Origin of the sequence: Exiguobacterium sp. PvP048, from assembly GCF_040549175.1 — a bacterium.
Classification (GTDB): Bacteria; Bacillota; Bacilli; order Exiguobacteriales; family Exiguobacteriaceae; genus Exiguobacterium_A; species Exiguobacterium_A artemiae.
On record NZ_JBEPSU010000007.1, the window covers coordinates 77117 to 89774 of the forward strand.

Genomic DNA, 12658 nt, shown 5'->3' on the forward strand with positions numbered 1-12658 from the left:
TCTGAAAGGAGCAGTCATGTATACTATTCGGTATAGGTGGTTGCTCCTTTTATGTACCGTTACATAAATCAGAATATTTCGAGTATGTGGGATTCGGAGAAAATATCTCTTGAAAACGTTTACAAAACGGACACAATTTCTTTATACTGACAACGTAGCGGTTAGGGGAACTGCTAAGAATCAAACAGAGACGGGAAGGACGTCGTACAGATGAAACAACAGACAGAACTGAATCGGGGATTAGAAGAACGTCACATTACATTGATGTCGCTGGGGGCGGCAATCGGTGTCGGACTGTTCCTCGGATCCGCAAAAGCGATTCAATTAGCTGGACCAGGAATACTGATCGGGTACTTAATCGGTGGTCTTATTATCTTCATTATCATGCGGGCTCTTGGGGAACTCGCAGTCCGTGAACCGGTATCAGGCAGCTTTGCCGAGTATGCCCGAAAATATGTCAGCCCGCTTGCCGGTTTCTTGACAGGGTGGAATTATTGGTTGCTCTGGATTTTCACATGTATGGCCGAAATTACGGCCGTCGGGATTTATATGCAGGAATGGTTCCCAAATTCACCCACTTGGATGTGGGCGCTTGGTGCACTGATTTTGATGACGAGCATCAACTTCATTGCCGTTAAGTTTTACGGGGAATTCGAATTCTGGTTTGCATTAATCAAAATCGTTGCCATCGTCGCAATGATCATTCTTGGAACGCTGACGATTGTCATCGGATTCGGGAACGGCGGTACGCCGGTCGGGATTTCAAATCTTTGGTCACATGGCGGATTCCTGCCGAACGGGTTCGGCGGTGTTCTACTTGCGATGCAAATGGTCATGTTTGCCTTCTTAGGGATTGAAGTGATTGGGGTCACAGCAGGTGAAGCAAAAAATCCGAAGAAAACAATTCGTAAAGCGGTCAACAATGTCTTCTTACGAATTTTAGTCTTCTACATCGGTGCTCTGTTCGTCATTCTTTCGATTTATCCATGGGATCAAGTCGGACAGAATAACAGCAGTCCATTCGTCTTATTATTTGATTCACTAGGCATTCCGGCAGCTGCCGGAATCATTAACTTCGTCGTCTTGACGGCGGCTTTATCGTCATGTAACTCAGGGATTTTCTCAACAGCCCGGATGATGATGAACTTGTCACAAAATCAGGAAGCGCCGAAACGTTTTGCGAAGATTTCTAAAAACGGTGTACCGGCACTTGCAACGATTCTTTCTGGCGTTGCCTTGCTGGTCGGTGTCGCACTCAACTACTTCTTGCCGGATGATGTCTTTGCGATTGTCACAAGTATCGCGACATTCGGAGCTGTCTGGACATGGGCGATGATTTTGATTGCTCAGATGCGGGCACGGAAAGTACACGGAACGGCTGAGTTCGGAGTTCCATTCTTCCCGATTGCGAACTATCTTGCGTTAGCCGCACTCGCGGGTGTCATCGTCCTGATGGCATTTGATGCCGGAACACGGATTGCACTGATTGTCGGACCGCTCTGGTACGTGATTTTGATTGCTGTGTATTATGCACGGGGAATGCATAAACAAAAGCGTCAACCTCTCGACCAAGCGTCAGGCGAATGAATCAAGGAGATCAGCTGCGGCTGGTCTCTTTTGTTCTGTTTCGACGTCAGTTTTGCTACACTGGACACAGATGAAATAAGAGGAGGATTATTATGAAAACGATTCATGTCGATGAACTGCAAGAAAAGCTTGAAGCGGGTGAAGCATTGCACGTCGTAGATGTCCGGGAACAGGACGAATACGATGCCGGTCATATTCCGAATGTCCGCTTTATGCCGATGTCTGAGATCGGAGAACGGTATACCGAGTTGCAGGAAGGCGAAACGTACTATCTGATTTGCAAAGCAGGCGGACGGAGCGAAAACGTCGGACGGTTCCTCGAACAGTACGGCTATGACGTCGTCAACGTCGAAGGCGGTATGATGAACTGGAAAGGCGATCAAGAAGCGTAAGATTTGCAATCGCCGAGATATCAGATGAACAAAAAAGCAGACATGTAAATCATGTTGATATGTAAACGAGGAGCCTGTTCTTTTGGAGTGTTTCATTCCTGAAAGAACAGGCTTTTGAGTTGTATACTATTCAAACAAAATAAGTAACAAATAGTGCTTTAAAATTTTATGAATAAGTAAATAAGACTATTTAAGTAGTATAAATGTTTTATTTATAGTGTTTTTTAATGAAATAATACATAAATTAAATTATTATGGATAACAATAACAATAAAAATAAAAAATTCAAAAATTAGAAGGTAAAAAATGATTAAAATTAAAGATATTACCAAATTATTAGTGTGTGCCAGTGTTGTAAGCATGGGGCTGGGCAACCATGCTTTAGATGCATCAGCCAGTGAAAGTAGTTCTCAATAAGATAGTAAAAATGGAGCCTTTCACGAAGAAAGAGGAATTAATGAGCCAAGTAAAAGAACTTGCTAAAAAAGAGAAGAAATCAAATGAATCTATTTTAAAAAGTATGTACTTAGAATTAAAAAAAGATGAAATAAAGGCACAGCAAGAAAATAAAAAAATGAAAGGAATGGGGGGGAACTCTGGAGGTATCAAACTTGGATCAAGTAAAAAAGGAAATTTTTATTATACGGCTGCCAAGACTGCATATATGAACCACGGTCATGTAGGGTTATTTATGACAAACGATAAAATCGTTGAATCTGTTCCTAAAAAAGGTGTCAGAATCATTTCAGCATCTAAACGAAAAGTCGATGAAGGGAAAGCAGTCATAAAATCAATTTCAACATCAAAGAAAAAACGCGATGCTGCTATAAAATGGGCAGTAAGTAGAGTGAATAAAGACGACTATTCTTATAACTTTGCAAGCAATAGACATTCGAGTCATACCGGTGATAAAAACTGTTCGAAATTAATCTGGTCTGCCTATAAATTAAAAGCCAAAATAGACTTAGATGTGGACGGTGGTATGGGGATATATCCTAGAGATGTTCGCGATGCTAAAAATACAAAAGTTGTGAAAAAACTTTAATTTTAGAAAATAGAAGGAGGATACGATGAGAAAAAAAATATATTTCATACTTATACCTGTCCTCATCGTAATGGGTGGAAGTGTACTCTATTATGCATACGAGTATCTGAAACCTGTACCATATAACATTTCTCAAGACACCATTGAAAAACCGGACTTTATTCAAAAACAAAAAGCTGCTTTATATTTTTCGACGACATCAGATCAAGATATAGGAGGAGATGGTCTCGGATTAACAGTCTTTATAGACCGTAATAATCAGGCGAAATCATTTTCTTCTAAAGGATTGGAATTGAATAATTTAGCTGTTTCCCCGCAAAAGGATCTTTTGCTTGTCGATTCAAAAAAAATGAGATTAATCGGTTCTTCCTACAAAGAATTTAATTTAAAAAAAGCACAGTATATGGGAGAACAAGCCGGTTACATTCAAAAAGACAAGTTATTTTTCTCACTGTTCAACACAGGTTTTAATGAGGATGAAAAATACAGCTATACGATCAGTTTTGGTAATCGGACAGGATTTAAGGAAGAAAGTATCCCTTTTTACATCAATGCTACAGGAATCACGCAAGACCGTCTGCTGTTATTGTCCACAAAAGACATTCAAAAAGAAAGTTCTCCGATGTTGCTTCAGGAAGTGACGTTTCCTTCGGGGGAAATGAAGCTGAATACTAAGACAGAGCTTGAAGTCGAAGGTAAAAATGAAATGGAAGCATTTTCGTCTATTATGAGTGATGCAGACTACTATTATGTCATTTTAAAAGTTACTGAATTGGATCATGAAGAGAAAAGTAAACTTGTCATGCAACGCATTAATAAAAACTCGTTAAAGCAAAAAACATTTTTGATGGACGCTTATCAGAAGGATGAAGATCTGACAGCCTTGATCCCGTATAACATCAAACATTCCTCTCACCTATACAAAGGAGTTGTGTATTACGTGGACGGCCGCGGGAGCGTCATGACGTTTAATACGAAAACGACAGACATCAAAACAAGTTTCCAATTAGAAGAAGCTCATCCGAAAGGCAAGCGACATCATAAAGAAAACTTCTTTAACGGTAACTTTTTATACACGTTGCAGTATAATCAAAAAAGTAAGGATAAATATTTGATTGAAACATATGCTTTGTCGAGCGGTAAGAAGACCGAAGAAAATAAGATAAAAGGATTATCCGAGATACTGGAATCCAGTCAGGCACGTCATGTCTTTTCATATGATTTTCTCATGTTTAATTGAGAAAAAGTGATTCAACATATATTCAGACGCTTAAATTATATTGGGAGATTAAACATATACTTAAAATTGTTAAGACTAACGAAGAAAACGCCTTCTAAAAAAGGAATTTTCTTCTTTTTTTATTTCCTGTGAAAAAACACACATTCTAACCGATAAACAAAGTAGAACAACGAGTGCAGACTCGGGGATAGGAGATAAATATGAAAGAAAAGAAAAAACGTACGTTGAGTATCAAACAGAAGTTGATTGTGACTACGATGTTGTTATTATTGATTCCTTCTTTATTAATCGGTTTTGTTTCTTACAGCCAGGCGAAACAAAAAATTTCAAATGAAATTTTACAGTCGGCCCATGCCGGTGTCGACCGGATGAACGATGAAATCATGAATATCATTGATCCGATGCGGCGGGATGTCGCCTTTTTTGCGGACCGGATTGACGGAACCCTGTATCAATCAGGCAAACAGAATCTCGACTTAAAAGAAAAAATGACCGAATACTTAGATACCCATCCGCAAGCCACTAATATTTATTATGCAACGACGTCAGGTGAGATGACGATTTACCCGGAACAATCGATGCCGGAAGATTATGACCCGCGCGAGCGTCCTTGGTATCAAGCGGCAGAAGGCGCCAGCGGAAAAGTCGTCATCACGGATCCATACGTCGATGCTGCATCGGGCAAGATGATGGTCACACTCTCGCAAACAGGTGGAAACGGACGGGGTGTCATCGCAATCGACGTCGATGTCGACCGGATTTCAGAAATCGCCCAAAAAATCAAAATCGGAAAAGAAGGTTATGTCACGATTTTGGATTCGAAGAAAAAATTCGTCACCCATCCGACACTCAAACCGGGTGAAACGGCATCCGGCAGTTGGGTTGGATCTCTTTATGCAGGAAAAGAAGGACGCTTCTCTTACTTATTTGAAGATGAATACAAACAAATGGACTTCATGACGAACGGTCTGACCGGTTGGAAAGTTGCCGGGACATTGTACGATTACGAAATCACGGATGAAACAGCAGGTATTTTATGGACGACATTAGGTGTCATTGCCGGTACGTTCATCCTGGCTGCACTCCTGTTATTCTTTATCCTACGTTCGATCATCAGCCCCTTGAACCGATTGACGAAAAGTGCGGAACGAATCCAGGAAGGAGATTTGACGGAGGAAGTCGTCGTCGAGTCGGATGATGAGATCGGCCAAGTCGCCAAGAGCTTTAATACGATGATTCTGTCACTGCGTGGTATCATCTCAAATCTTGATCAATCCATCGGGCAAGTCGCGGCTTCTTCCGAAGAACTGATGGCGAATGCGGCGCAAACGACGGCAGCCTCAGAACAAATTGCCGGTTCGATTCAAGAAATGGCCGCCGGGGCAGGTCAATCGAAACGACAACTCGACGGTAATGCCGTTTCTCTGCAAGCCATCACATCAGGTGTCATGCGGATTGCCGAGAGCTCAACGAATGTCTCGGAACTGTCGCGCGCAACCGCTTCAGAAGCAGAAGACGGGACAGCAGCTGTCACGAAGAACGTGGAACAGATGAAAGCAATCGATGCATCGGTCGAGAACTTTGGTGAGGTCATCCAGTCGCTCGCGCATCGCTCAAATGAGATTGGCAAGATTGTGGATGTCATCAACGGCATTGCGACCCAAACGAATTTACTTGCCTTGAATGCTGCAATTGAAGCGGCACGGGCAGGGGAAAACGGCAAAGGATTTGCTGTCGTTGCCAGTGAAGTCCGGAAACTTGCAGAACAATCGCAGGAATCGACGAAACAAATTTCCCACCTGATTCAAAACATCAAACAGGAAACGGAACGTTCGGTTTTCTTGATGAAAGAAGTGTCGCATCATACGAAAGCAGGACTCGAAACGACAGAAGATTCAGCCGTTCGATTCAAACAAATCATGTTACGGACGCAAGAGATGACACCGCGGATCGAAGATGTCACGGCAACGGTCGAAGAGATTGCTGCCAACGTCCAGGAAGTCTCGGCATCGGCAACGGAAATCGCCCATATCGCAGATGAAAATTCTGCAGCATCAGAGCGCGTCGCAGCGACGACGGAAGAACAGCTCGGCTCGATGGAAGATATTTCGCAATCGGCAAAAACCTTGTCCGATATGGCGGAAGAATTGCAAGTCCTCGTATCGCGATTCAAAGTATAACCTGCAGACGACCGTCCTCTTTCAGGAACGGTCGTTTTTTTTGAAAAAGACGTTATCTTCGACCTGATTACTGATGAATGTTGCTTGAATAGAATAAGAAACGGGAAAATACTTATATAGCCTGGCAGCTTGTAATCGGGAGGTGTTGGTGATGGCACGACAGACGAAATTAATGGAATGGCAACAGGCTGGTTTGATTGACGCAGAGACGATTCAACGGATTAAAGAGTATGAAGCCCACCGCCAAAAAAAGAAACGTGTTCCGCTGTTGTTGATTGTCGGATTGACATTTGTCGGTTTAGCACTACTCAGTTTTTTAGCCGCCAACTGGCAAGTGATTCCTGTCCTCATTAAAATCGGTTTAGTTTTGATCATCATGGTCAGTTGTTATGTTTTGGCAGATGTATCGGAACGGCGTACCATTTGGAATCCGGTCGCTTTTCGAATTCTTGGATTAATTGCCTTTGCCGGAGCACTCATCGTCACCGTTCAGAGCTTCCATATGTCCATGCAAGGTTCCTTTATTGGTTGGGCCGTCTTTCTCGCTGCACTGGCTCATTTCTTTACGTGGCGTCATCCGGCCTATGCCATTCTCGCATTCATCTCGGGTTTGAATATATTTACCGGAGTTGGCGGATTTGGAAGTGAGCACGCCACGTTCCTCGACTGGACATCGATTGTCTTCGTCGTGATCGTTTCGCTTGCCTGGTTTTATTTCAGCCAGTCCTTCCCGTCGCTCATTCTTAGTTGGTTATTTCTTTATGTATCGGGACTTGAGTTGTTTGCACTTGTCTCTTACGACGGTGTCCTTTGGTCGATTTGGACCTTGTTCGCGCTTGTCCCGATGTTACTCGTCGTCAAACAGGAAGAGGACCGTCATTTTTTATACAACCTCTATTTAATCGTCGCCGCAATCAATTCACTGATCTATTTAACAGTCCGTGCGGAAACAACGGACTCTGTCATTCCTTTAGGAGAAGCCATCGCACTTGCCGTTTTTGGTCTCGCAGTCGGTTATTTGATTTATCAAAGATTCCGTCCGCTTCTTTGGATTTTGCCGCTCGGTTTGTTCGGATTCCTTTGGTTTGACGAACAAGCCATCTTGATTGCTGCGCTCGTCGAAATCATTGCCTTTGTCTATTTGATTGTGCAGGAGCGCCAAGGTCGTCGCCTGACGATTCCATTCGTTTACTTCATCGCCGTCCAACTGACGATTTATTTCATCTATGCCTGGGATCGCCTCGATATGTCGTTATTCTTCCTTGTCGGTGCATTGCTCGTCTTCCTGATTGCCGGTGTCTTGTGGTGGATTCGAAAACGTCATGAAGGAGGGGTTCCGTCATGAAACGGTATCTGTTTCCAATCCTGCAAATTATCGTTGTCCTCGGTGTGATCCTCAGTTTTTATTCCATTTCCTGGTTCGGTGACAGCTATCGTTTTCGTGCCGAACCGTATGATCCGTTTAGCCCGGTCTACGGTGAATATGTCATGTTGCAGTATCCTGACTTGAAGCCGGCGGATTCCGTTAAAAAAGGATTGGTCTACGTTACGTTTACGACGGATTCTGATGGTTATGCCAAGATTGACCGTATCTCGAATGAACGCTTTTTTGGTTCAGTTGCCGGAGATTATTATGACAAATACGTCACGATTCCCCAATTGAACCAGTATTATGTGGAGCAGGGAACAGGAAAAGGATACGAGGATGCAAAAAAATTAGTGGTCAAAGCCGATGTCTCGCCATGGGGTACGGTTCGGGCAACTGATTTGGGTGTTCGTAAATAAAAAAAACCGCTTGGATGGATACACGAAATCCGTGTACAATCCAAGCGGTTTTGATTAAGCTGATTTTTTCACTTTTTCCCAACGCGGTGAATTGAGCAATTCAATCCATTTCCGCACAGCTGAAATCGTGATGACGATCGCTAAAACGCCCATCGTGACCGACAGGATCGTATTCAGAATACTGAAGCCGGCAGAGGCCGGGTTTGCATAGACATTGGCGACCATCCAGATGTCAGCGAACGTGACCGTTACGAGCAGGTAGACAAGTGGAATGAATGTCGTTAACGCATAGACTTTTTTATCGGCAATTTTCAGGATAATCGTTGTTCCGATGATCAAGCCGATCGAAGCCATCAACTGATTCGAGACACCGAATAAGGCCCAAATCGAACCGATATCGCCGGAGAAGAGCAGGTACCCCCAGAAGAACGTTCCAAGCGCACTGGCAAAAATGGCACCCGGAATCCAGTCAACACGTTTCAATGGTTTGTAGAATTCACCGAAGAAATCTTGAATCAGGTAGCGGGCAACCCGTGTTCCGGCATCGATCGCTGTCAGGATGAAGACTGCTTCGAAGAGAATGACGAATTGGAAGAAGAAGCCGGCAATTTCACGGAACCAGGGAATGGCCCGGAAGATAAACGTCATACCGACGGCCAGCGAAACAGCTCCACCAGTCCGCCCGGCGAGATCGAGACCGATTTCCCGTGACAATTCATCGAGATAGACCGTACTCATCCCGAGTGTTGCAAAGACTTCCGGTGTTGAGTTGATGGCGAAGTAATCACCGACTTCAAGGGAAGTCGCGGCAATCAAAGCCATGACAGCGACGAGACACTCAACAAGCATCGCACCGAAGGCGACCGGTTTGATATCGCTCCACCGATTGATCATCTTTGGTGTCGTTCCGGAACCGACGAAGGCATGGAAGCCGGAAATCGCACCACAGGCAATCGTGATGGAGATGAACGGCCAGACCGGACCGGCAATGATGGGACCGCCACCGTTGACAAATTTCGTGAAAGCCGGGAAGCGGATGTCCGGGTTGATGATGAAGACACCGACGATCAAGGCCAGGAAGACACCGATTTTCATAAAGCTGGATAAGTAATCACGCGGTGCAAGCAACAACCAGACCGGCAGTGCTGCAGCGAAGAAGGCATAAATCGGTAACGCAATCGCGAGTTGACGTGACGACAGGTCGAACCATGTTCCGATGAACGTGTCAGTCAACTGGGGACCGAAACCAATCGCAGCAAGAATTAATAGGAAACCGACGACTGAAGCCAAGGCGAGGTTGCCGCCTTTTCGTAAGTAGATGCCGACACCCATTGCAATCGGAATGGTCGAGAAGACAGCGAATGTTCCCCATGGATTGTGCTCAAGGGCATGCAGGACGACCATTGATAAGCCGGCCATCGTGATTGTGATGATGAATAGCATCGCAAGACCGGCACAAAAACCGGCGACAGGTCCAAGCTCTTTTTTAGCGACTTCCGATAACGACTGTCCATCTTGACGCATCGAAGCGAACAAGACGACCATATCGTGGACGGCGCCACCGATGACGGCACCAATCAAGAGCCATAACAGTCCCGGTAAATAGCCGAACTGGGCAGCAAGTACAGGACCGACGAGCGGACCGGCAGCGGCGATTGCTGCAAAGTGGTGACCGAACGAAACCCATTTGTTGGTCGGGACGTAATCTTTTCCGTCCGCAAACTTATGGGCCGGTGTTTCCCGGTCCTCTTTAATTTTTAAGACTTTGACAGCCATGAATGTGCCATAGAGACGATAAACGATTAATAAAATACAAATGACGGCAATAACAATAGGTGTAGCGCTCATGCGTGGACCTCCTCATAAACTGGTATGAGAAAAGTGTACTTGATTTGGAAGCGCTTTCTTTTGTTTGTCGGATGAACCGTTCGTTTTGACCGATGACATGTCGAAAAAGAGCGGTGAACGGAAAAAAGAAAGCTCTCAAATCCCGAGAGCTTCCTTTAAGACTTTGACATACGTCCGGCTGACCGGCACATCAATCTGCTGGATCTTGATTGTATAGGCCCCGTTGAACCACGGTTCGATCGCTTCGATGGCTGCCAAATTGACGAGGTAGGAGCGGTGGACACGAAGAAAGCGGTGACCCGATAATTTTTTTTCGAGTTCCTGCAACGTATCGTTCGACGGATAGGCGTCGGAACGCGTCACAAGCTTCGTTTTTCCGTTTTCCGCGACGATGTAGTCGACATCCTGCGGGGAAAGTAATTTTAACTGATCCCCAGATTCAACGGCCAATCGTTCAATCCGCGGTGTTTTCGGCGCCGGTTTGCGCATGATTTTTTCAATGGCCCGGCTGATCCGTGACGGATCGTAAGGTTTGAGAATGTAATCGTAAGCGTTCAGTTCGAAGGCTTCGAGGGCGTGGGTATCATAGGCGGTGACGAATAAAATCGCAGGTGGGTGCGGCATCGATTGCAGGCGTTTTGCGACATCGAGTCCGCTCCCGTCAATCAGTTCGATATCCAAAAATACGAGATCCGGCTGCAACGTCCGAACGAGTTGCTCGGCTTCACCGACGTGTCCCGTTTCTGCGATGACGTCGAGTCCGGCCCGGACGACATGGTACCGCAACTCGTCCCGGGCAAGCGGCTCATCTTCAATTAGGATCGTGCGCATGGGAAACCTCCTTTCCTGTTTCAATGGGCAGATGGATGGTGATGGTCGTACCTTCTCCCGGTTGACTGGTCAACCGGAACGACCCGTTTTCAGCATACAGACTTTTAATCCGTTCGGCTGTATTGAAAAGAGCAGTGCCGGTACCGTTGGATTCGACGACTTCCCGACCGAGGCGGGTCAGCCGTTCCGCGTCGATCCCGCGTCCGTTATCGACGACTTCCAAAACGAGTTGATCCGCGGTTAACCAGGCCGTGACGCCGACATATCCGGTTTGACCAGGACTAAACGCATGCTGGAAGGCATTTTCGATCAACGGTTGGAGTACGAAAGGCGGAACAAGTAATTGTTCCATCCCGTCCTCTAAATCAATATCAACGAACGGGCGGCTAGGAAAACGGGCCGCTTCCAGTGAGATGTAGGCTTCGATATGTTCCAGTTCTTTTTGGAGCGGAATTTTCGTCGAGCGGGCACCCTGCAGGTTGCTGCGGAAAAACGTCGACAGTTCGAGCAATAAGGTCCGTGCCTGTTCGACATCTGTCCGACATAACGCGTAAATCGTATTGATGGCATTAAATAAAAAATGCGGATGGATCTGTGCTTCGAGGGCCCGGATTTCAGCATCCTTTAACAGACCGGCTTGCCGCTCGGCTTTCCCGAGGGCGAGTTGGGTCGAGAAGAGCTTGGCCAGTCCTTCGATCAATTCGACTTCGACGGCGTCGAGCAATTCAGGATGAGGATAATACACTTTGAGTGTCCCGATTGTCGTTTCGCCGATTGTTAACGGAGCAATGATGCCCGCCTGTAACGGGCAATCTGCTTTTGGACAACCGATCTCATCCCGATCGGTGACAAGCCTCAGTTGTCCGTCTGTCAAAACATGCTCCGTCGGACGGGTCGTCCAGTGCCCGCCGGATTGGTGATGGTCACTGCCGACACCGATATGTGCCAAAATGACTGATTGATCCGTCAAGGAGACCGCATCGGCGCGTGTCTGTTGTAATAAAATATCTGCCACGGCTTCCGCGGTTTGGATAGTTAAGCCGCGTGTCAAATGAGGTAAGGTCAAATCTGCGATATGCAAGGACCGTTCCGCTTCACGGGCCCGAACGTGTTCCTCTTCCCGCGCGGCGAGACGGATGATCGATAAGAACAGCCAGACGCCGAGGACGTTGACGACGGTCATCGGAAGAAAGATGAACTGGATCAGTTCGAGGGCGGCCGGGAACGGGTCGGAAAACAGAAGAATCAATGACATTTCGAAAACCATTAAAAAACCCGTCAGGCAAATCGGCAGTAATGCCTGACTGCCGAGACGGTCGCGCCAGTAGGGACGGAGTAATCCACTGACACCGCCTGCGACGACGGTCGAGAGGGCGCAGGCGAAAGCGGTAAACCCGCCAAGTGTATAGCGGTGAATCCCAACGAGGAGACCGGTGATCGTTCCACCGATCGGACCGGCGAGCAATCCGCTGATGACGACAATCATCGTCCGTGTGTTGGCGATTGCTGATGTACCGTCAACCTGTTCGAGCCAAGTGTGCGGTAAGAACTTGGCTAAATCGACCTTGACTCCCGTGTAATTACTCAAAATCCCATAGGTGGCGAAAATTAGAATCAGCAACCCAAACTGCCAGCCGGCTTCCGGCTGTTTCAGTAAACGCCGCGTCGGTCCCCACTGGGCGAGGATGAACGCTAAAATGATCATGATGCCGAGCCGTTCCAGTAAAAAGGGTATGAGTTCAAACATGAC

The 12658-nt window shown here is 46.1% G+C and carries 10 protein-coding genes; 7 read left to right on the top strand and 3 right to left on the bottom strand.

What is annotated here, in order from left to right; translation table 11 throughout:
* The first annotated feature begins 210 nt into the window (after positions 1 to 210).
* The 7 genes from ABIC15_RS12445 (at position 211) to ABIC15_RS12475 (ending at position 8229) form a co-directional block, all read left to right on the top strand.
* The gene (locus tag ABIC15_RS12445) at positions 211 to 1587 is read left to right on the top strand and encodes an amino acid permease (protein ID WP_131503251.1); all 1377 of its coding nucleotides are present in this window, start codon (positions 211 to 213) and stop codon (positions 1585 to 1587) included.
* 92 nt (positions 1588 to 1679) lie between these two features.
* Positions 1680 to 1979: a rhodanese-like domain-containing protein gene (locus tag ABIC15_RS12450; RefSeq protein WP_354020850.1), complete on the top strand. Its 300-nt coding sequence runs from the start codon at positions 1680 to 1682 to the stop codon at positions 1977 to 1979.
* A gap of 457 nt (positions 1980 to 2436) precedes the next feature.
* Positions 2437 to 3024 (top strand): YiiX/YebB-like N1pC/P60 family cysteine hydrolase, encoded by a 588-nt coding sequence (locus ABIC15_RS12455; RefSeq protein ID WP_354020851.1) that lies wholly within the window; start codon positions 2437 to 2439, stop codon positions 3022 to 3024.
* Between the two features lie 25 nt (positions 3025 to 3049).
* On the top strand, positions 3050 to 4264 hold the full coding sequence (locus tag ABIC15_RS12460) for a hypothetical protein (RefSeq protein ID WP_354020852.1): 1215 nt from the start codon (positions 3050 to 3052) through the stop codon (positions 4262 to 4264).
* Positions 4265 to 4464: 200 nt separating this feature from the next.
* Complete coding sequence (locus ABIC15_RS12465; RefSeq protein ID WP_354020853.1) at positions 4465 to 6444, top strand: methyl-accepting chemotaxis protein; 1980 nt, start codon at positions 4465 to 4467, stop codon at positions 6442 to 6444.
* 151 nt (positions 6445 to 6595) lie between these two features.
* Positions 6596 to 7789: a DUF2157 domain-containing protein gene (locus ABIC15_RS12470; protein ID WP_354020854.1), complete on the top strand. Its 1194-nt coding sequence runs from the start codon at positions 6596 to 6598 to the stop codon at positions 7787 to 7789.
* On the top strand, positions 7786 to 8229 hold the full coding sequence (locus ABIC15_RS12475; RefSeq protein ID WP_354020855.1) for a GDYXXLXY domain-containing protein: 444 nt from the start codon (positions 7786 to 7788) through the stop codon (positions 8227 to 8229). The genes ABIC15_RS12470 and ABIC15_RS12475 overlap by 4 nt, the downstream gene beginning before the upstream one ends.
* Before the next feature lie 54 nt (positions 8230 to 8283).
* On the opposite strand, the gene ABIC15_RS12480 is transcribed toward ABIC15_RS12475, so the two are convergent.
* The 3 genes from ABIC15_RS12480 to ABIC15_RS12490 form a co-directional block, all read right to left on the bottom strand.
* Complete coding sequence (locus tag ABIC15_RS12480; RefSeq protein WP_131973410.1) at positions 8284 to 10077, bottom strand: carbon starvation CstA family protein; 1794 nt, start codon at positions 10075 to 10077, stop codon at positions 8284 to 8286.
* A 135-nt stretch (positions 10078 to 10212) separates the two neighbouring features.
* Positions 10213 to 10908, bottom strand: coding sequence for a LytR/AlgR family response regulator transcription factor (locus tag ABIC15_RS12485; RefSeq protein ID WP_131503256.1), 696 nt, complete (start codon positions 10906 to 10908; stop codon positions 10213 to 10215).
* On the bottom strand, positions 10889 to 12655 hold the full coding sequence (locus ABIC15_RS12490; RefSeq protein ID WP_354020856.1) for a LytS/YhcK type 5TM receptor domain-containing protein: 1767 nt from the start codon (positions 12653 to 12655) through the stop codon (positions 10889 to 10891). Before ABIC15_RS12490 ends, ABIC15_RS12485 begins: the two co-directional genes overlap by 20 nt.
* Between the last annotated feature and the right edge of the window lie 3 nt (positions 12656 to 12658).

What these genes read in the sequence shown, in the direction of transcription:
- ABIC15_RS12445 (WP_131503251.1), top strand. Translation starts at nt 211, where the DNA reads ATGAAACAACAGACAGAACTGAATCGGGGATTAGAAGAACGTCACATT.
- ABIC15_RS12450 (WP_354020850.1), top strand. Translation starts at nt 1,680, where the DNA reads ATGAAAACGATTCATGTCGATGAACTGCAAGAAAAGCTTGAAGCGGGT.
- ABIC15_RS12455 (WP_354020851.1), top strand. Translation starts at nt 2,437, where the DNA reads ATGAGCCAAGTAAAAGAACTTGCTAAAAAAGAGAAGAAATCAAATGAA.
- ABIC15_RS12460 (WP_354020852.1), top strand. Translation starts at nt 3,050, where the DNA reads ATGAGAAAAAAAATATATTTCATACTTATACCTGTCCTCATCGTAATG.
- ABIC15_RS12465 (WP_354020853.1), top strand. Translation starts at nt 4,465, where the DNA reads ATGAAAGAAAAGAAAAAACGTACGTTGAGTATCAAACAGAAGTTGATT.
- ABIC15_RS12470 (WP_354020854.1), top strand. Translation starts at nt 6,596, where the DNA reads ATGGCACGACAGACGAAATTAATGGAATGGCAACAGGCTGGTTTGATT.
- ABIC15_RS12475 (WP_354020855.1), top strand. Translation starts at nt 7,786, where the DNA reads ATGAAACGGTATCTGTTTCCAATCCTGCAAATTATCGTTGTCCTCGGT.
- ABIC15_RS12480 (WP_131973410.1), bottom strand. Translation starts at nt 10,077, where the DNA reads ATGAGCGCTACACCTATTGTTATTGCCGTCATTTGTATTTTATTAATC.
- ABIC15_RS12485 (WP_131503256.1), bottom strand. Translation starts at nt 10,908, where the DNA reads ATGCGCACGATCCTAATTGAAGATGAGCCGCTTGCCCGGGACGAGTTG.
- ABIC15_RS12490 (WP_354020856.1), bottom strand. Translation starts at nt 12,655, where the DNA reads ATGTTTGAACTCATACCCTTTTTACTGGAACGGCTCGGCATCATGATC.